The sequence below is a fragment of the Pseudomonas peradeniyensis genome (assembly GCF_014268935.2).
Taxonomy (GTDB): domain Bacteria; phylum Pseudomonadota; class Gammaproteobacteria; order Pseudomonadales; family Pseudomonadaceae; genus Aquipseudomonas; species Aquipseudomonas peradeniyensis.
Map to the genome: position 1 here is coordinate 40184 of NZ_JABWRJ020000005.1, position 19631 is coordinate 59814.

The window sequence follows — 19631 nt, forward strand, 5'->3', positions numbered from 1 at the left end:
GGCCTCTCATATCAATAATAAGCGCATCGACGCGTACCGAATTCGCTGTTGCTGAAGGAGCGGGCTTCCATGATCGAACATTTTTGGAAGGATAAGTACCCAGCCGGGGTCACGGCGGACATCAATCCTGACGAATTCCCCAATATCCAGGCGGTACTCAAGCAATCCTGCCAACGCTTTGCCGACAAACCTGCCTTTAGCAACCTGGGCAAGACCATCACCTACGGCGAGCTGTACACCCTGTCCGGCGCCTTTGCCGCCTGGCTGCAACAGCACACCGACCTGAAGCCGGGTGATCGCATCGCGGTCCAGCTGCCCAATGTCCTGCAGTATCCCGTTGCCGTGTTCGGCGCCATGCGTGCCGGCCTGATCGTGGTCAACACCAACCCGCTGTACACCGCGCGGGAGCTGGAGCACCAGTTCAACGACTCCGGGGCCAAGGCCCTGGTGTGCCTGGCCAACATGGCGCACCTGGCGGAAAAGGTGGTGCCCAAGACCCAGGTCAAACATGTCATTGTGACCGAAGTGGCCGACCTGTTGCCACCTCTCAAGCGCCTGTTGATCAACAGCGTCATCAAGTACGTGAAGAAAATGGTGCCGGCCTACCACCTGCCGGGCGCCGTGCGCTTCAACGACGCCCTGGCGCTGGGCAAGGGCGGCGCGGTGACCGAGGCCAACCCGCAGTCCGGCGATGTCGCCGTGCTGCAGTACACCGGCGGTACCACCGGCGTGGCCAAGGGCGCGATGCTCACCCACCGCAACCTGGTCGCCAACATGCTGCAGTGCCGCGCGCTGATGGGCTCGAACCTGCACGAAGGCTGCGAGATCCTCATCACCCCGCTGCCGCTTTACCACATCTATGCCTTCACCTTCCATTGCATGGCCATGATGCTCATCGGCAACCACAACGTGCTGATCAGCAACCCGCGCGACCTGCCGGCCATGGTCAAGGAACTGGGCAAGTGGAAGTTCAGCGGCTTCGTCGGCCTCAACACGTTGTTCGTCGCCTTGTGCAACAACGAGACGTTCCGCAACCTCGACTTCTCGGCGCTGAAGATCACCCTGTCCGGCGGCATGGCCTTGCAACAGAGCGTGGCAGAGCGCTGGAAGACGGTGACCGGCTGCGCCATCTGCGAAGGCTACGGCATGACCGAGACCAGCCCGGTGGCGGCGGTCAACCCGACTTCGGCCAACCAGCTGGGGACCATCGGCATCCCGGTGCCGTCCACCCTGTGCAAGATCATCGACGACAACGGCCAGGAGCTGCCCCTGGGCGAGGTGGGCGAGCTGTGCATCAAGGGGCCGCAGGTGATGAAGGGCTACTGGCAGCGTGAAGACGCCACCGCCGAGATCATCGACAGCAACGGCTGGCTGAAGACCGGCGACATCGCCCTGATCCAGCCGGACGGCTACATGCGCATCGTCGACCGCAAGAAGGACATGATCCTGGTGTCCGGCTTCAACGTGTACCCCAACGAGCTCGAAGATGTGCTCGCCGCGCTGCCGGGCGTGCTGCAGTGCGCGGCCATCGGCATCCCGGACGAGAAGTCCGGCGAGGTGATCAAGGTGTTCATCGTGGTCAAGCCGGGCATGACCTTGACCAAGGAGCAGGTGATGGAGCACATGCGCGCCAACGTCACCGGCTACAAGGTGCCCAAGGCCATCGAGTTCCGCGACGCGCTGCCGACCACCAACGTCGGCAAGATCCTGCGCCGTGAGCTGCGCGACGAAGAGCTGAAGAAGCAGGGCCTGAAGAAGATCGCCTGATCCCCAGCGTGCTTTGGGATTGAAACGTGGGAGCGGGCTTGCCCCGCGATAGCGTCAGCTCAGGTAACGTTGTTGCCCGAGTCGACGCCATCGCGGGGCAAGCCCGCTCCTACGTTTGCGATATAGGAAACTCAGCGCAGCTTTTCCAGCATCTGGTAGTACCACATCCCCGCCGCCAGCAGCGGATTGCCCAGCAGGTCGCCCATCGGCACCTTGATGTGCCGGCACCCGGCAAAGGTATCGAACTTCTCCAGAGTCCCGGTCAGCGCCTCGGCCATGATCTCGCCCATGATGTGGCTGGTGGCGATGCCGTGCCCGGAATACCCCTGGCAATACCAGACGTTGTCCGACAGCTTGCCCAGCTGCGGGATGCGGTTGACCACGATGCCCATGGCGCAGCTCCACTGGAACTCGATCGGCACGCCCTTGAGCGCCGGGAAGGTGCGCTCGATGCACGGGCGCAGCTCGCCTTCGATGTCCCGCGAGTCGCGCCCGGAGTAGTTGGCGCCGCCGCCGAACAGCAGGCGCTTGTCGGCGGTCAGGCGGTAGTAGTCGAGGACGAAACGGCAGTCGTAAACCGCCAGGTCTTGCGGGTTGATCTGCTCGGCCAGCTCGCCCAGCGGCGCGGTGGTGACGATGCCGCCCATGGCCGGGAAGATCTTGCCCTTGAGCTGGCGCTTTTCCAGCTTGTGATACACATCGCCGGCCAGCATCACCTGGCGTGCCTCGATCCGTCCCTGGGCGGTGACCACCGCCGGGCGCGGGCCGTGGACGATCTCCAGCACCTCGGAGTTTTCGAACACCAGCGCACCCAGCCCGTGGGCGGCGCGGGCCTCGCCCAGGCACAGGTTGAGCGGGTGCAGGTGCAGGTTGCGACGGTTCTTCAGCGCGCCGAGGTACAGCGGGCTCTGCAGGTGGCGTTGCATGGCGCTGCGGTCGAGCAGTTGCACCTGGTCACCCATGCCACGGCGCTGGGCCTCGGCCTCGAAGGCGCGCAGCTCGTTCATGTGCGACGGTTTCATCGCCGCGTGCAGGTGGCCGTGCTTGAGGTCGCACTGGATGCCGTAGCGCTCGACGCGCTGCTCGATGATCTGGTGGCCGCGCCAGCGCAGGTGCCAGATGAAATCGTCCACCTCGGCGCCCAGCCGGTCGCGCATCTGCGTGCGCATGGCCTCGTCGCCCGACAGGCTGCCGGTGACCTGGCCGCCATTGCGCCCGCTGGCGCCCCAGCCAACGCGGTTGGTCTCGACGATGGCCACCTTCAGGCCACGCTCGGCCAGTTCCACCGCGGTGGCCACACCGGTGAAGCCGCCGCCGATGATCGCCACGTCCACCTGTACCGTGCCCTTGAGCGTGGGGTATTCGGTCGTGTCGTTGAGGGTGGCGCTGTAATAGGACGGCGCGCGCTGGGCCGGGCCATTGTTCACTGCTGCGTTCATGCTTGTTCCTTCTTGTAATCTCGTGGGCATCAGGCCTGGTGCAGGTACCAGCGCCAGTCCTGCTCGCCGACCTCGGCCATGAACTGGCGGTACTCGGCGCGCTTGACCTTCAGGTAGACGCCGAGGAAGGCCTCGCCCAGCGCCTCCCGGGCCCAGGTCGAACGCTCCAGGGCCTCGAGGGCGGTCAGCCAGTCGGTGGGCAGGTGTTCGCTGGCCTGGGCGTAGCCGTTGCCTTCGACCGGCGCGCCGGGATCGAGTTGTTCACGGATGCCCTGGTGGGTGGCGGCGAGGATCGCGGCGGCGGCCAGGTAGGGGTTGGCGTCGGCGCCGCAGATGCGATGTTCGACATGCCGACTGTTGGCCGGGCCGCCGGGTACGCGCAGGCTGACGGTGCGGTTGTCCACGCCCCAGGTCGGCGCCAGCGGCGCATAGCTGTTGGCCTGGAATCGGCGGAATGAATTGGCGTTGGGGCAGAACAGCAGCAGCGATTCACGCAGGTGACGCAGCATGCCGGCCACCGCATGATGCAGCAGCGGGGTGCCGGCCTTGTCCTCGCTGGCGAACAGGTTGTTGCCGGCGGCGTCCGCCAGGCTCAGGTGCATGTGCATGCCGGTGCCGGCCAGCTGGGCGAACGGCTTGGCCATGAAGCAGGCCTGCATGCCGTGGGCGTTGGCGATGCCCTTGACCAGGCGCTTGTAGCGCACGGCCTGGTCCATTGCCTCGAGTGCGTCGCCGTGCTCCAGGGTGATCTCCACCTGGCCGGGGGCGTACTCGGAGATCGCCGTGCGGGCCGGGATGCCCTGGGTCTTGCAGGCGGCATAGAGGTCGGCGAGGAAGGGTTCGATCTGCTCCAGCTCGCGCAGGCCATACACCTGGGTCCCGCGCGGACGTCCGCCGTCGCTGTCCAGCGCCGGCTGCGGCCGGCCGTGGGCGTCGCGCTGCTGGTCGAGCAGGTAGAACTCCAGCTCGCAGGCCATCACCGGGTGGAAACCATCGGCCTTGAGCGCGTCGATCACCCGCAGCAGGACATGGCGCGGATCGGCCACGCTGGCCGGCAGGCCTTCGCTGGGGTGCATGCTGACCTGCACGGCGGCGGTCGGCACCCGGCGCCAGGGCAGGCGCACCAGGCTGCCGTCCAGTGGGTAGGCGCGGCAGTCGATGTCGCCGACGTCCCAGACCAGGCCCGAGTCTTCGACATCATCGCCGTTGAGGGTCAGGCCGAGGATGGTGCTGGGCAGCGGGCGACCGCTTTCGAACACCGCCAGCAGCTCCTCGCGGTGCAGCAGCTTGCCGCGGGGGACGCCGTTGGCGTCGAGGATGAACAGCTCGATCAGGTCGATATCGGGGTTGTCGGCCAGGAAACGCCTGGCTTGCTCTGCGGGGGCAAAGTGCATGGTGGATTCGCTCTGGGGCACACGTGACCGCCGCGCAGGCGAGCGGTCAGGCTGAGTCAATCGGCCAGAAGGCGGCCGGGTCGGGTCAGGAGTGCGTGAGCGACGTGTCCGGTGGGCGCGCGTGACGGCAATGCCACAGCGCCCAGAACGCCAGGATGATATGGACCAGCGGATTTTCACCGGCACGGGCCCGGGCCTTCGGCAGCGAAGGGTAGGGCACCGGGCGGGCAATCATCGGGTCGGGAAGCATCCCTGGATACTCACATGGCCTGTAAGGTTGATTAAAGCAGTGAATGGCGACGTTCATTCCGGTGGTAGCTAAACATTGGCAAGGTCTGCTCGCCGCGTCGCAGCAGCTTAGGAAGCTTCCCACAGTTTTATCGGACCTAGGCTAATTGGCAGGTGGCGCGCCAGCGGTGAAAGTCCCTTTCTTTGTAGGAATGGTCAGGGATCGCCATGCAAGCGCAAAGGACTTATCAGGTAATCGCCCATCACGCGATCATCTTCGATGTCAGCGAGTTCATCATCCAGCCAGGGGAATGTTGTCAGATCCGGCAGGCGGGGCTGCCATTCGTGCATGCCGGGCACTATCAGGTCGTTGAAAAGATGGCAGAGCTTTATGACCGAATGCAGGCGGGGGAACGGCCTTGCCATATGACGGTTGCAGTATCTCGGCCGATTTCACGACAGCAAGGGGACATCCTAAATCAGCAAAGGCAGAGGGTTTCGACTGTAGTCGGCTGGCTTGCAGGTAAAGCAGGCGCAAGTGTTGCAGGCCCGCTGGCGGGTACGCCCGTGGGGGCGATCACTGGAGGGGCGGTCAGTGTTGTTGCTGGCTGGGCAATGCTGCGCTCAATACCGACCTTTCACGTGGGCGATGTTCTGGTGTCGCTGTCAGCCAAGGTTCACGGCGGCATAGGTCCTCAGACGTCCAGCCTGATGTTCATCATGTGATTGAAGGGTAGCCATGACTGAGATCTTTCTTCTTACCCTTTATGGGCTGGTCGCCGGCCTATTGCTTGACTGGGCATGTCGCTCAGCAACGCTCAGATGCTGCGTCTGCGTGGCGCTGATGGCAACTGGCATAACGGCGTGCACACAACTTGGCGAACGTGAATTCTTGCGGCTGGATGGGATGTACTGGTGGATTCTTTGTGATGCAGTTGCAACGCTGCTGCTTTTCAAGCGCTCCCGCTATTTCGAGCGTGACCGCGACTGAACGGCGGGCACAGCAACCGTGAAAGGCGGTATTGGTCCCCAATCCAGCAGCCTGATGTTGATTATCTGAAGGGGAGCGGATATGTGGGTGCTTTATGGTATTTGCTATGCCCTCGTGGTCGGCACGTTGGTCGACTGGGCATGCCGGTCAAGGTGCATCAGGTTTCTTCTCTATATCGTCTTCAACGTCACGGGGATTACCGCCTGTAATCAACTGGGTGAAGAGCAGTTCCTGCAACTTGATGGTATTGGCTGGTCAGCTTTTTTCGTGGCAATTGCTACCCCGTTGTTGTTCAAGCGCTCCCGCTATTTCGATCGTGACCGCGACTGAACGGCGGGCACAGGCAGCATCGATTTCGCAAATCTGCGACAATCCCGCCTCTTACGCCTGCCGATCATGAAAAAGCAGCACTCGCCTGCATCATTAAAAAGCCCCATGACAGACCACGCCATCGACCAATTGCTGAAGAACCTCGACCACGCCATGATCGCCGACCGCCATCGGTTGCGCCGGCAATTGCACGAGCTGCGCAAGCGCCCCGACGAGGGCAAGCTCGCGCAGTGGGTGGAAAAGGTCCAGGCTTCCTGCGCCCAGGTCACCGCGCGCCAGCAGAGCGTGCCGAGCATTCGCTACGACGACAGCCTGCCCATCGCCGCCAAGCGCGACGAGATCAAGAAGGCCCTGGCCGAGCACCAGGTGCTGGTGATCGCCGGCGAGACCGGTTCCGGCAAGACCACCCAGTTGCCGAAGATCTGCCTGGAGCTGGGCCGCGGCAGCCATGGCCTGATCGCCCACACCCAGCCCCGGCGGATCGCTGCGCGCAGCGTCGCGGCGCGGGTCGCGGAGGAGCTGGGCACGCCGTTGGGGGCGCTGGTCGGCTACCAGGTGCGCTTCGAGGACCAGAGCGATTCGAACACCCTGGTCAAGCTGATGACCGACGGTATCCTGCTGGTCGAGACCCAGCACGACCGTTTCCTCGAGCGCTACGATACGATCATCGTCGACGAGGCCCATGAGCGCAGCCTGAACATCGACTTCCTGCTCGGCTACCTCAAGACCCTGCTGCACCGCCGCCCGGACCTGAAGCTGATCATCACCTCGGCGACCATCGACCTGGAGCGCTTCTCCAAGCACTTCGACGGCGCGCCGATCATCGAGGTGTCCGGGCGCACCTACCCGGTGGAAACCTGGTATCGGCCGCTGACCAGCGAGCACGACGAGGAGGGCAACCAGGTCGAGGAGGACCTTTCCGTCGACCAGGCGATCCTTGCCAGCCTCGACGAGATCGCCCAGCACGAGCGCAGCCAGGGCAAGGGCCCGGGCGATGTGCTGGTGTTCCTGCCCGGCGAGCGCGAGATCCGCGACGCCGCCGAGATCCTGCGCAAGGCGCAGCTGCGCCACACCGAGATCCTGCCGCTGTATGCGCGGCTGTCGCCGGCCGAGCAGCAGCGGATCTTCCAGTCCCACAGCGGCCGGCGCGTGGTGCTGGCGACCAACGTCGCCGAAACCTCGCTGACCGTGCCGGGCATCCGCTATGTGATCGACAGCGGCACCGCGCGCATCAGCCGCTACAGCTACCGCGCCAAGGTCCAGCGCCTGCCCATCGAGGCGGTGTCCCAGGCCAGCGCCAACCAGCGTAAAGGCCGCTGCGGCCGGGTCGAGCCGGGCATCTGCATCCGCCTGTACAGCGAGGACGATTTCAACGGCCGGCCGGCGTTCACCGACCCGGAGATCCTGCGTACCAACCTGGCCGCGGTGATCCTGCAGATGCTGCACCTGCGCCTGGGCGCCATCGATGCCTTCCCGTTCATCGAGCCGCCGGATGGCAAGGCCATCAGCGACGGCTTCAACCTGTTGCAGGAGCTGTCGGCGGTCAACCGCGAGAACCAGCTGACACCACTGGGCCGCCAGCTGGCGCGTCTGCCGATCGATCCTCGTTTGGGCCGCATGCTGCTCGAAGGCGCCCGCCAGGGCAGCCTGCAGGAAGTGCTGATCGTCGCCAGCGCGCTGTCGGTGCAGGACCCGCGCGAGCGCCCGCCGGAGCGCCAGCAGGCCGCCGACCAGGCGCACGCGCAGTGGAAGGATGTCGATTCCGACTTCGCCGCGCTGGTCAACCTGTGGCGCGGTTTCGAGGAGCAGCGCCAGGCGCTGACCGCCAGCCCGCTGCGCAACTGGTGCCGCAAGAACTTCCTCAACTACCTGCGCCTGCGCGAGTGGCGCGACGCCCATCGCCAGCTGGCGCTGATCTGCCGCGACCTGCAGTTGACGGTCAACAAGGACGCCTGCGACTACCAGCCCCTGCACAAGGCGATTCTCAGCGGCCTGCTCAGCCAGATCGGCCAAAAGACCGAGGAGGGCGACTACCAGGGCGCGCGTCAGCGGCGTTTCTGGGTTCACCCGTCGTCGGGCATCGGCCGCAAGCGCCCGCAGTGGGTGATGGCCGCGGAACTGGTGGAGACCACCAAGCTGTATGCGCGCATGGTGGCCAAGATCGAGCCGGACTGGATCGAGCCGCTGGCCACCCACCTGATCAAGAAGAACCACTTCGAACCGCACTGGGAGAAGAAGCGCGGCCAGGTGGTGGCCTACGAGCAGATCACTCTCTACGGGCTGATCCTGGTCGGCCGCCGGCCGGTGCATTTCGGCCCGATCGACCCGGTCACTTCCCGCGAGCTGTTCATCCGCGACGGCCTGGTCGGTGGTGAGATCCAGTCCCGGGCCAAGTGCCTGGCGGCCAACAAGCGCCTGCTCGAGCAGCTCGACGAGCTGGAGGCCAAGGCCCGTCGGCGCGACATTCTGGCCGACGAGGAGACGCTGTACGCCTTCTACGAGGCGCGCCTGCCCGAAGAGATCCACCAGACCGCGACCTTCGACAGCTGGTACCGGATGAACAGCCAGAAGGATCCGAACCTGCTGATCATGCGCGAAGAGGACGTGCTCGCCCGCGAGGCCAGCGAGGTCACCGCCGCGCAGTACCCCGACCACCTGCAGGTGGGGGAACTGCGCCTGTCGCTGAGCTATCACTTCGAGCCGAACCACCCATGTGACGGCGTGACCGTGCGGGTGCCGGCGCCGTTGTTGCCGAACCTGCCGGGCGAGCGCCTGGAATGGCTGGTGCCCGGCCTGCTGGAGGCCAAGTGCATCGCCCTGGTGCGCAACCTGCCCAAGGCCCTGCGCAAGAATTTCGTGCCGGTGCCCGACTTCGTCAAGGCGGCGCTGTCGCGCCTGGCGTTCGGCCAGGGGGCATTGCCGCAAGCGCTGGGCCAGGAGTTGCTGCGCATGACCGGGGCGCGGGTGTCGGACGAGGCCTGGGCGGAGGCGGCCGGGCTGGTGGAAGGCCATCTGCGCATGAACATCGAAGTGGTCGACGCCCAGGGCAAGTTCCTCGGCGAAGGCCGCGACCTGGCCGAGCTGACCGCCCGCTTCGCCGCCGCCAGCCAGGCTGCACTGGCCCTGCCGCGCAGCGAGAAGGCCGAGCAGCCGGTACAGGCCAAGGCCTTCGCGCAGGTGGCGCAGACCGCCCAGCAGAAGATCGCCGGGCTGTCGATGACGGTCTATCCGGCGCTGGTCGAGGACAACGGCACGGTGCGCGAGGGACGCTTCTCGACCCAGGCCGAAGCCGAGTTCCAGCACCGTCGCGCCTTGCAGCGCCTGTTGCTGCAACAGCTGGCGGAACCGGCCAAGTTCCTGCGCGGCAAGCTGCCGGGGCTGACCGAGCTGGGGCTGCTGTACCGTGAACTGGGCAGGGTCGAGGCGCTGGTCGAGGATATCCTCCTGGCCAGCCTCGACAGTTGTGTGCTGGAAGGCGAAGAGCCGCTGCCGCGTGATGGCGCGGGCCTGGCCTCGCTGGCCGAACGCAAGCGCGGCAACTGGACCGAGCACGCCGAACGCCTGGCCCGTCTGACCCTGGAGGTGCTGAAGCTGTGGCATGGCCTGCAGAAGCGCTTCAAGGGCAAGATCGACCTGAGCCAGGCGGTGGCGCTCAACGACATCAAGCAGCAGCTGGCCAACCTGGTGTACCCGGGCTTCGTGCGGGAAACGCCGGGGGTCTGGTTCAAGGAGTTGCCGCGTTATCTCAAGGCGGTGGAGCTGCGCCTGGAGAAGCTGGGCTCGCAGGTGCAGAAGGATCGGGTGTGGAGCGCCGAGCTGGCCAATTGCTGGGCGCAGTACCAGGCCCGCGCCGACAAGCATGCCCAGGAAGGCAAGCGCGATGAGCAGTTGACCCTGTACCGCTGGCTGCTGGAGGAATACCGGGTGTCGTTGTTTGCCCAGCAACTGGGGACGAAGGTCCCGGTTTCCGACAAGCGACTGGGCAAACAGTGGAGTCAGGTGGAAGCCTAAGCCCCTCAAGTTGTGGCAAACTTGGTGGAATTTGCGGCCGCTGTGCGGCCGATTGCGGCACAAGGCCGCTCCTACAGGCGAACGCCGATGTTGTAGGAGCGGCCTTGTGCCGCGAACGAGGGCGCAGCCCTCGCCTCAAAATTGGTACCAAGGTGCCATTAAGTTGCCCTTATTCCGGCCAGCGCCTTGTGGCGATGGCCCCAGACCAGAGGAACGACCGTGCACAACGTCGTCATCAGCGGCACCGGCCTGTACACCCCGGCCCAAAGCATTTCCAACGAAGAACTGGTGGAATCCTTCAACGCCTGGGCACAGCGTTTCAACCGTGACAACGCCGCCGCCATCGAGCGTGGCGAGGTCGAGGCGGCGCCGCTGTCCGACGCCGCCTTCATCGAGAAGGCCTCGGGCATCAAGAGCCGCTTCGTCATGGACAAGGCCGGCATTCTCGATCCGCAGCGCATGAAGCCGCGCCTGCCCGAGCGCGGCAACGACGAACAGTCGATCCTCTGCGAAATGGGCGTGGCCGCCGCCCGCCAAGCCCTGGAGCGTGCCGGGCGCACCGCCGCCGATGTCGACGGGGTGATCGTCGCCTGTTCCAACCTGCAGCGCCCGTACCCGGCCATCGCCATCGAAGTGCAGCAGGCACTGGGCATTCAGGGCTTCGCCTTCGACATGAACGTGGCCTGCTCGTCGGCCACCTTCGGCATCCAGACCGCCGCCAACAGCGTGCAGCTGGGTCAGTCGCGCGCGGTGCTGGTGGTCAACCCGGAGATCTGCACCGGCCACCTGAACTTCCGTGACCGCGACAGCCACTTCATCTTCGGCGACGCCGCCACCGCCGTGCTGGTCGAGCGTGCCGACCTGGCGACCTCCGAACACCAGTTCGACATAGTCAGCACCAAGCTGCTGACGGCGTTCTCCAACAACATCCGCAACAACTTCGGCTTCCTCAACCGCGCCGCGGAAGAGGGCATCGGTGCCCGCGACAAGCTGTTCGTGCAGGAAGGCCGCAAGGTGTTCAAGGAAGTCTGCCCGATGGTCGCCGAGCTGATCGGCCAGCACCTGGCCGAGAACGACCTGCAGCCGTCGGACGTCAAGCGCTTCTGGCTGCACCAGGCCAACCTGAGCATGAACCACCTGATCGTCAAGAAGCTGCTGGGGCGTGAAGTGGCCGAGGAAGATGCGCCGGTGATCCTGGATCGTTATGCCAACACCAGTTCGGCGGGGTCGGTGATTGCCTTCCACCTGTATCAGGATGATCTGGCCAAGGGTTCGCTGGGGGTGCTGAGTTCGTTTGGTGCTGGATATTCGATTGGTAGTGTGGTGCTGCGCAAGCGCTGATTTTCAGTTCGAGAATGCCGGGGCTGCAAAGCAGCCCCCAGCTATCTGACAGGCAAAAAAAAAGCGGGAAATGCCGGATGGGGTCGGCATTTCCCGCCTCAGCGTGGAGCAAGGGAGCGTAGCGCTTAGAACTTGGCTTCCAGGTCGACCTGCAGGGTGTCGACGTCAGCATTGTTGTTCGGCAACTGCGACAGGTCGGTCTTGGCCATCAGGTAGGCCGCGCCCAGGGAGAAGTTCTTGTCGATCTCGTAGCCGACCTTGAATTTGTGGCCACGTGAACCTGTGAAACCGGCACCGAAGTCGGAGTCGGTGAACAGGCTGACCACGGCGTTGCGCTGTACGTCGCGGTAGTTGTAGTCCAGGCTCCAGGCGCCCAGCTTGGTCTTCAGACCCGCCAGCCAGGCCTTGTCCTCGCCGTCGGTGCTGTCGGTGTTCTTGACGAACTGACCATAGGCCGACAGCGGGATGGCGAAGCCGGTGAAGTCCACCTGGCCAAAGCCTTCGGCCAGGTTGAACTCGGTGGTTGTGTTGCCGAAGCTGCGCAGCACGGCCGACTTCTTGTCGTTGTCAAAGCCGTAGAGGCTGCCGCCGACGGTGACCTTGACGCTGTCAGCCAGGTTGAACTTGGTGCCCAACTGGCCGTGGTACAGCTGCGCGTCGTGCTTGAACTGCACGCCGTCGCCGTCGACGTTGTCCTTGAGGGTGTAGTGACCGGCGCTGCCGAACACTTCGGCGCCGCCCAGGTTGGTCTTGTAGGTGACGGCCACGCCTTCCGGGTTGATGTCGCTGTCCCAGATGATGTCGCCCATGCTCACCCACGGCTGCAGCATCTTGCCGCCGATCAGGTGCAGGTTCGGCACGGCGGTCGGGTGCCAGTCGAGGTAGGCGAGGTCCACCCACAGCGATTTCTTGTCGAAGTAGTTGTCCAGGCTCTGGTTGGTCGAACGGGCGTCCGAGCTGCTGCCGGTGGCCACGCGAATGCCGGCGTCGACCTGCGGGTTGATCTCGCTGTAGAAACCGACGCGGGCACGCACACGCTCGCGGTCCTGGTTGCCACTGCGGCTGTTGGGGTTGTCGACGTTGACGTCTTCGTAGCGCAGACGCACGTCACCTTTGATCTGGGTCTTGGCGGCCCATGCCACTTTTTGTTCGAAGGAGCTCAGGCGCTCGGACTGGGCTTTCTGGTCGGCCTTTTCCTTGGTTTCCTTTGCCAGGTCGCCCTGCAGTTCGGTGTACTGCGCCTGGTTGATCGAGCCGTTGGCGCGGAGTATTTCGAGCAGCTTGGCGTCGACAGCAGCACTGGCCGGAGTACTCAGAGCCAGCATCATGCCGGTGAGGCTCACTCCGGTAAGTGTAGAAACAAGACGCATAAGGTTCTCCCTGTTGGAAAAAGTGGGGAGGCTCAAGCGCCCGCCCCCGAGTTGGCATGTCTTCGGAAAGGGCCTGACTAGACAGGTTCTGGGGTTCCGGAAAACAGGCGCAAGTATTGCGGGGGGGAATGACAGAATAATGTCCGAATAGTGGCACTGTTGTTAAGTAAACAGGCCGTCATTTGTGTGTCACGGCGGCTTTGGCAATACTGGCGCCCTGTCCATAGCGAGTTGCAACCGTGATCAGCCTTCACAGCCTTGCCCACCTGCGCGACCTGCCGGCGACCACCTGGGACGCGCTGGTGCCCGACGGGCAGCCGTTCCTGCGCCACGCCTTTCTCAGTGCCATGGAAGACAGTGGCAGCGTGGTGCCCGACACCGGCTGGGCCGCCGAACACCTGGTGCTGGAGCGCGATGGCGAGGTGCGGGCGCTGCTGCCGGCCTACCGCAAGTGGCATTCGTTCGGCGAGTACGTGTTCGACCATGGTTGGGCCGATGCCTGCGAGCGCGCAGGCATCGCGTATTACCCCAAGCTGCTCGGCGCGGTGCCGTTCAGCCCGGTCGCCGGGCCGCGTCTGCTGGCCGCCGATCCAGCCGATGGCCTGCTGCTGTTGCAGGCGATTCCCGAGTACCTGGGCAAGGGGGGGCTGTCGGGGGCGCACATCAATTTCACCGACAGCGTGCTGGACGTGGCCATCGCCGGCCAGCCGGGCTGGCTGGAGCGCCTGGGTTGCCAGTTCCACTGGCGCAACCGCGGTTACCGGGACTTCCAGGATTTTCTCGACACCCTCAGCTCACGCAAGCGCAAGCAGATGCGCAAGGAGCGCGAGCAGGTGGCGGGGCAGGGGATCGATTTCGCCTGGTACCGCGGCGATGAGCTGAGCGAGGCACAGTGGGACTTCGTCTACCGCTGCTATGCCAACACCTATGCCGTGCGGCGACGGGCGCCGTACCTGACCCGCGAGTTCTTCAGCCTGGTGGCCGAGCGCATGCCCGAGGCGATTCGCGTGGTGATTGCCCGGCAGCAAGAGCGCGAGGTGGCGATGGCCTTCAGCCTGGTGGGGGGCGACAGCCTGTATGGCCGCTACTGGGGTTGCCTGGACGAATTCGACCGTCTGCATTTCGAGACCTGTTTCTACCAGGGCATGGACTTCGCGATCGGCGAAGGCCTGCAGCGCTTCGATGCCGGTGCCCAGGGCGAGCACAAGCTGATTCGCGGGTTTGAGCCTGTGATCACGCGGTCGTGGCATTACCTGCTGCACCCGGGGTTGCGCCGGGCGGTCGCGGACTTCCTGGGCCAGGAGCGCGAAGGGGTGATGGCCTACGCCGAGGAGGCGCGGGGGATGTTGCCGTATCGTCAGGTTTGACTGCCTTTGCGTGGGAGAGCGGGGGCGTGGGAGCGGGCTTGCCCCGCGATAGCGTCCATCCCGGTCATCGCCATCGCGGGTTAAGCCCGCTCCCACGAACACCCGCCCATCAAACCTGCGTCAATCGACCCCGACAAACCCCCCGGTCTGGTGATGCCACAACCGCGCATACAACCCGCGCTGTGCCAGTAGCTCGGCATGGCTGCCGCTTTCGACGATATGCCCCTTGTCCAGCACGATCAGCCGGTCCATGCGGGCGATGGTCGACAGGCGGTGGGCGATGGCGATCACCGTCTTGCCCTGCATCAGCGTCTCCAGGCTTTCCTGGATCGCCGCCTCGACCTCCGAGTCCAGCGCCGAGGTGGCCTCGTCCATGATCAGGATCGGCGCGTTCTTCAGCAGTACCCGGGCAATGGCGATGCGTTGGCGCTGGCCGCCGGAGAGCTTGACGCCGCGCTCCCCGACATGGGCGTCGAAGCCGGTGCGGCCCTGGGCATCGGACAGCTGCGGGATGAACTCGTCGGCCCGGGCCCGGCGTACCGCCTCCCAGACCTCCTCGTCGCTGGCCTGCGGCCGGCCGTACAGCAGGTTGTCGCGGATCGAGCGGTGCAGCAGCGAGGTGTCCTGGGTGATCATGCCGATCTGCGCGCGCAGGCTGGCCTGGTTGACCTCGGCGATGTCCTGGCCGTCGATGAGGATGCGCCCGCTGTCGATGTCGTACAGGCGCAGCAGCAGGTTGACCAGGGTCGACTTGCCGGCGCCGGACGGGCCGATCAGGCCGATCTTCTCGCCAGGGCGGATGTCCAGGTTCAGGGCATCGATCACCTTGCTGCCCTTGCCATAGTGGAAGTCGACATGGTCGAAACGCACCACCCCGCGGCTGACCTTGAGCGCCGGGGCGTCGGGCCTGTCGCTGACAGTGACCGGCTGGGCGATGGTCTGCAGGCCGTCTTGGACCATGCCGATGTTCTCGAAGATGCCGTTGACCACCCACATGATCCAGCCGGACATGTTGACGATGCGGATCACCAGGCCCGTGGCCAGGGCGATGGCGCCGACGCTGATCAGCGACTGGCTCCACAGCCACAGGGCAAGGCCGGTGGTGGTGACCACCAGCAGGCCGTTCAGCGAGGTGATGACCACGTCCATGCTGGTGATCACCCGCGAGGCCAGCTGGGTCTTCTCGGTCTGCTCGCTGATCGCCTCGCGGGCGTACTGCTGCTCGTAGTCGGTGTGGGCGAACAGCTTGAGCGTGGCGATGTTGGTGTAGCCATCGACGATGCGGCCCATCAGCTTGGAGCGGGCGTCGGAGGAGATCACCGAGCGCTCCTTCACCCGTGGCACGAAGTAGTACAGCGCACCGATGTAGCAGACGATCCACACCAGCAGCGGCAGCATCAGCCGCCAGTCGGCCTCGGCGAACAGTACCAGCGCACTGATGGCGTAGATCAGCACATGCCACAGCGCGTCCACCGCCTGCACCGCCGAATCGCGCAGGGAGTTGCCGGTCTGCATGATGCGCTGGGCGATGCGCCCGGCGAAGTCGCTCTGGAAGAAGTTCAGGCTCTGCTTGAGCACGTAGGTATGGTTTTGCCAGCGGATCAGGCTGGTCATGCCCGGGCTGATGGTCTGGTGCACCAGCAGGTCGTGCAGGCCGAAGAACACCGGCCGCAGCACCAGCACCACCACCAGCATCCAGATCAGCTCGCCGCTGTGCTCGCTGAAGAAGTTGGCGTTGGGCGTGCCCTGGGCCAGGTCGATGATCCGGCTCAGGTAGCTGAACAGCGCCACCTCGATCAGCGAGGCGACCAGGCCGACGATCAGCAGGGCAAGGAAACTCGGCCACACCTGGCGCAGGTAATAGAGATAGAAGGGCCAGACCTTGCCGGGAGGCGCCTCGCTGGGCGCCTCGCGGAAGATATCGATCAACTGCTCGAAACGACGGTACAGCATGGGTGACGACACTCCTGTTCGACCCGACTCACGTCCCTGTGCGGCGCGGGATCAATCGATGCGTTTGGCCGACTTGATGTAGACCGGATCCGCCGGCACATCGCGCATGCCTTTCTTGACGGTGGTCGGCGAGTTGACGATCTGGTCGACCACCTCCATGCCCTTGGTGACCTTGCCGAACACCGCGTAGCCACGGTCGCGGCCCGGGTTGAGGAAATCGTTGTCGGCGACGTTGATGAAGAACTGGCTGGTGGCCGAGTTCGGGTCGGAGGTACGGGCCATGGACAGGGTGCCGCGGGTGTTCTGCAGGCCGTTGCTCGCTTCGTTGCGGATCGGGTCCTTGGTGCTCTTCTGCACCATCTGGTCGGTGAAGCCGCCGCCCTGGACCATGAAGCCCGGGATCACGCGGTGGAAGATGGTGTTGTTGTAGAAACCGCTGTCCACGTACTGGAGGAAATTCTTGGTACTGATCGGCGCTTTTTCTGCGTTCAGCTCGATCTCGATCTTGCCGAAGCTGGTGACCAGCTCAACGTGCGGGGTCTTGTCGGAGGCCATGACGCTGGTGGCGAAGGCGACCGAGCAGGCGGTGAGCAGAAATTTTTTCAGCATGGGCTCAAAGATCCTTGAGAGGTGGAAGCGGCTGCGAGGAACTGCAGCACGGTACGGTTGAAGACTTCAGGTTGATCCAGGGGCGTAGCGTGCCGCGAATCGTCGATGACCGCCAGTCTGGCGTTGGGCATCAGGGCGACGTAACGCTCCTTCAGTTGTATCGGTGTGTAATCGTGGTCGGCGGCGATCACCAGGGTGGGACAGCGGATCTGGCCAATGCGTTCCTGCACGCCCCAGTCGACGATGGCGTCGAAGCTTTTCAAATAGGCACGCTTGTCGTTGCGCGCCCAGCGCTCGGCCATCTTGCGCCGAAGTTCGGCCTGCTCCGGCTTGGGGAACAGCCGCGCGGCCAGGCCCTTGCCGACGGTCTCGACGCTGAGCAGGCGCGCCAGGCCCCAGCGCTTGAGCCACCAGATCCAGTCGCTGCGGGTGCGGCGCTTGACCTCGGGGGCGCTGTTGACGATGCACAGGCTGCGCAGCCAGTCGGGGTGGTCGACGGCAAACTGGAAGCCGAGCATGCCGCCCATGGACAGGCCGACGAAGTGCACCGGGCCGGTGTCCAGATGGCGCAGCAGGGCCAATAGATCCTCGCTGAAGGTCTTTATCTGGTAGCCCGCGCGCGGCTTGGACGATTGCCCGTGGCCGCGGATGTCCATGAGGATCACCCGGTACTGGCGGCTGAGCTCGGGCACCTGCAGTTCCCAGTCCTGGCTGCTCGAACCCAGCCCGTGCAGCAGCACCAGGGGCTCGCCCTGGCCGTGTTCCTCGTAATGCAGCAGGCATCCGTCATGTTCGAAACAGGCCATGGGCGCGGTCCTCTCAGGCTTGCGGGGGGGCTGCGAAGGGCACGTCCAGCGGCGCGGTGTCGAAGTTGCGCAGCAGTTCGATAAGGATCTGCGTGGCCGGGCCCAGGGTCTTTTCCTTGCTCGAGTAAAGGTAGAACAGCGGATGGCGGCTGCCACCCTGATCCAGCGGCAGGGGCTTGAGCACGCCTTCGCGCAGCTCGCGCTCGATCATGTGCCGGGGCAGCCAGGCAAAGCCCAGGCCGCTGCCGACGAAGGTCGCCGCGGTGCCCAGGCTGCCGACCGTCCAGCGCTGCTCGGCGCCGAGCCAGCCGACATCGCGCGGCTGGGCCCGGCCCGAGTCGCGGATCACCACCTGCAGCTGGCTTTCCAGGTCCTGGAAGGTGATCTCGCGGCCCATGCGGTGCAGGGCGTGCTCGGGGTGGGCGACGGCGATGAACTCCACCGGGCTGAGTTCGGTGCCCAGGTAGCCGCCGATGTTGAAGCTGCTGATGGCAAGGTCGGCGATGCCTTCGTGCAGCACTTCCTCGACCCCGGACAGCACTTCTTCGCGCAGGCGTACCCGGCAGCCGCGGCTCTGCGGCATGAAGGCGGCCAGGGCGCGCACCAGGCGGGCGCTGGGGTAGGCGGCGTCGACCACCAGGCGCACCTCGGCCTCCCAACCTTGCTCCATGTGGTGAGCCAGGTCTTCCAGCTGGCTGGCCTGCTTGACCAGTTGCCGCGAACGGCGCAGCAGCACGCTGCCGGCCTCGGTCAGCACCGCCTTGCGCCCATCGATGCGCAGCAGCGGCACGCCCAGTTGCTCCTGCATCCGCGCCACGGTATAGCTCACCGACGACTGCGAACGGTGCAGGGCCTCGGCGGCCTGGGCGAACCCGCCGTGGTCGACCACCGCCTGCAGGGTCCGCCACTGATCCAGGGTAACGCGCGGTGCTTTCATCCAGGGCTCCTGTTGTCCTAAGCTGCGCTCTTCCCAAGGAGAGCGCCCGTATGAAGAAATGTTGTGCGGCTTTGCTGTTGTGCCTGCCCCTCGGGGCCATGGCATATCCGATCGACGTGGAGAAGGACCTGACCGGGGTCAAGGTCGACTACACCGCCTACGACACGGCCTACGACATCGGCTCGATCAGCCTCAACAACTATGGGCAGGTGCCGGCGGCGTGCAAGGTCACCTTCCGCAACGGCCCCGAGGCGCCACGGGTGCGCCGGGTCAACGTGCCCGCCGGCAGGAGCGTGGATGTCACCGCCAAGTTCAACCGGCAGATCATCAAACTGCGCATCGTGCTCGACTGCAAAGCGGAATAAAACAGATTAATCGATAGGTTGATCCCACTTTTTACGCTTTTTTATCGATAGGTCAACCACTAATCTCACCTCCATCGAATCGCCACCCTTTACCGCCGATGGAGGCACCCCATGTCCCGCGTACTGATCATCGAAAGCAGCGCCCGCCAGCAGGATTCCGTTTCCCGTCAACTGACTCTGGACTTCATCCAGCAATGGCAAGCGGCGCATCCGGCCGACGAGATCAAGGTGCGCGACCTGGCCGTGAACCCCGTGCCGCACCTGGACGCCAACCTGCTTGGCGGCTGGATGAAGCCCGAGGAACAGCGCAGCGCCGCCGAGCGTGAGGCGCTGGAGCGTTCCAACGCGCTGACCGACGAACTGCTGGCTGCCGACGTGCTGGTGATGGCCGCGCCGATGTACAACTTCACCATCCCCAGCACTTTGAAATCTTGGCTGGACCACGTGCTGCGCGCCGGCATCACCTTCAAGTACACCCCGACCGGGCCGCAGGGCCTGCTCAACGGCAAGCGCGCCATCGTCCTGACCGCCCGCGGCGGCATCCATGCCGGTGCCAGCAGCGACCACCAGGAACCCTACCTGCGCCAGGTGATGGCCTTCATCGGCATCCACGATGTGGACTTCATCCACGCCGAAGGCCTGAACATGAGCGGCGAGTTCCACGAGAAGGGCCTGAACCAGGCCAAGGCCAGGCTGGCCGCGGTGGCCTGAACCGCGACGAAT

General features: G+C 64.8%; 16 protein-coding genes. 9 read left to right on the forward strand and 7 right to left on the reverse strand.

What is annotated here, in order from left to right; all coding sequences use genetic code 11:
- Positions 1 to 69 precede the first annotated feature (69 nt).
- Positions 70 to 1767, forward strand: a complete 1698-nt coding sequence (gene fadD1 / locus HU751_RS24455; RefSeq protein ID WP_028693064.1) for a long-chain-fatty-acid--CoA ligase FadD1 — start codon at positions 70 to 72, stop codon at positions 1765 to 1767.
- A gap of 131 nt (positions 1768 to 1898) precedes the next feature.
- On the opposite strand, the gene HU751_RS24460 is transcribed toward fadD1, so the two are convergent.
- Entirely contained in the window at positions 1899 to 3206 is a 1308-nt protein-coding gene (locus tag HU751_RS24460; RefSeq protein WP_186733029.1) for an NAD(P)/FAD-dependent oxidoreductase, read from the reverse strand.
- A gap of 29 nt (positions 3207 to 3235) precedes the next feature.
- Positions 3236 to 4600, reverse strand: a complete 1365-nt coding sequence (locus HU751_RS24465; protein WP_186733028.1) for a glutamine synthetase family protein — start codon at positions 4598 to 4600, stop codon at positions 3236 to 3238.
- Between the two features lie 456 nt (positions 4601 to 5056).
- Between HU751_RS24465 and HU751_RS24470 the strand changes: the two genes are divergently transcribed.
- The 5 genes from HU751_RS24470 (at position 5057) to HU751_RS24490 (ending at position 11501) form a co-directional block, all read left to right on the forward strand.
- On the forward strand, positions 5057 to 5554 hold the full coding sequence (locus tag HU751_RS24470) for a hypothetical protein (RefSeq protein ID WP_050706808.1): 498 nt from the start codon (positions 5057 to 5059) through the stop codon (positions 5552 to 5554).
- Positions 5555 to 5567: 13 nt separating this feature from the next.
- Positions 5568 to 5819 carry a hypothetical protein gene (locus HU751_RS24475; protein WP_050706807.1) on the forward strand — a complete coding sequence of 84 codons (252 nt, stop codon included), beginning with the start codon at positions 5568 to 5570 and terminating at the stop codon, positions 5817 to 5819.
- Between the two features lie 81 nt (positions 5820 to 5900).
- Entirely contained in the window at positions 5901 to 6149 is a 249-nt protein-coding gene (locus tag HU751_RS24480) for a hypothetical protein (RefSeq protein ID WP_186733026.1), read from the forward strand.
- A gap of 105 nt (positions 6150 to 6254) precedes the next feature.
- Positions 6255 to 10160, forward strand: a complete 3906-nt coding sequence (gene hrpA, locus HU751_RS24485) for an ATP-dependent RNA helicase HrpA (protein WP_186733024.1) — start codon at positions 6255 to 6257, stop codon at positions 10158 to 10160.
- A 219-nt stretch (positions 10161 to 10379) separates the two neighbouring features.
- Positions 10380 to 11501, forward strand: a complete 1122-nt coding sequence (locus tag HU751_RS24490; RefSeq protein WP_028693068.1) for a beta-ketoacyl-ACP synthase III — start codon at positions 10380 to 10382, stop codon at positions 11499 to 11501.
- Between the two features lie 125 nt (positions 11502 to 11626).
- Here HU751_RS24490 and HU751_RS24495 read toward each other — a convergent pair whose 3' ends face one another.
- Positions 11627 to 12871: a putative porin gene (locus tag HU751_RS24495; protein WP_050706803.1), complete on the reverse strand. Its 1245-nt coding sequence runs from the start codon at positions 12869 to 12871 to the stop codon at positions 11627 to 11629.
- Positions 12872 to 13110: 239 nt separating this feature from the next.
- On the opposite strand from HU751_RS24495, the gene HU751_RS24500 reads away from it, so the two are divergent.
- On the forward strand, positions 13111 to 14238 hold the full coding sequence (locus HU751_RS24500) for a GNAT family N-acetyltransferase (RefSeq protein ID WP_186733022.1): 1128 nt from the start codon (positions 13111 to 13113) through the stop codon (positions 14236 to 14238).
- A gap of 120 nt (positions 14239 to 14358) precedes the next feature.
- Here HU751_RS24500 and HU751_RS24505 read toward each other — a convergent pair whose 3' ends face one another.
- Genes HU751_RS24505 through HU751_RS24520 form a run of 4 tightly spaced genes read right to left on the reverse strand, consistent with a single transcriptional unit; the run spans position 14359 to position 18543 of the window.
- Positions 14359 to 16191 carry an ABC transporter ATP-binding protein gene (locus tag HU751_RS24505; RefSeq protein ID WP_186733020.1) on the reverse strand — a complete coding sequence of 611 codons (1833 nt, stop codon included), beginning with the start codon at positions 16189 to 16191 and terminating at the stop codon, positions 14359 to 14361.
- 51 nt (positions 16192 to 16242) lie between these two features.
- Positions 16243 to 16800 carry a peptidylprolyl isomerase gene (locus HU751_RS24510; RefSeq protein WP_186733019.1) on the reverse strand — a complete coding sequence of 186 codons (558 nt, stop codon included), beginning with the start codon at positions 16798 to 16800 and terminating at the stop codon, positions 16243 to 16245.
- Complete coding sequence (locus HU751_RS24515; RefSeq protein ID WP_186733018.1) at positions 16794 to 17606, reverse strand: alpha/beta fold hydrolase; 813 nt, start codon at positions 17604 to 17606, stop codon at positions 16794 to 16796. The genes HU751_RS24510 and HU751_RS24515 overlap by 7 nt, the downstream gene beginning before the upstream one ends.
- A 13-nt stretch (positions 17607 to 17619) precedes the next feature.
- Entirely contained in the window at positions 17620 to 18543 is a 924-nt protein-coding gene (locus tag HU751_RS24520) for a LysR family transcriptional regulator (protein WP_028693074.1), read from the reverse strand.
- A gap of 50 nt (positions 18544 to 18593) precedes the next feature.
- On the opposite strand from HU751_RS24520, the gene HU751_RS24525 reads away from it, so the two are divergent.
- Entirely contained in the window at positions 18594 to 18908 is a 315-nt protein-coding gene (locus HU751_RS24525) for a hypothetical protein (protein ID WP_050706798.1), read from the forward strand.
- Between the two features lie 111 nt (positions 18909 to 19019).
- Positions 19020 to 19619 carry an FMN-dependent NADH-azoreductase gene (locus tag HU751_RS24530; protein WP_050706797.1) on the forward strand — a complete coding sequence of 200 codons (600 nt, stop codon included), beginning with the start codon at positions 19020 to 19022 and terminating at the stop codon, positions 19617 to 19619.
- Positions 19620 to 19631 lie beyond the last annotated feature (12 nt).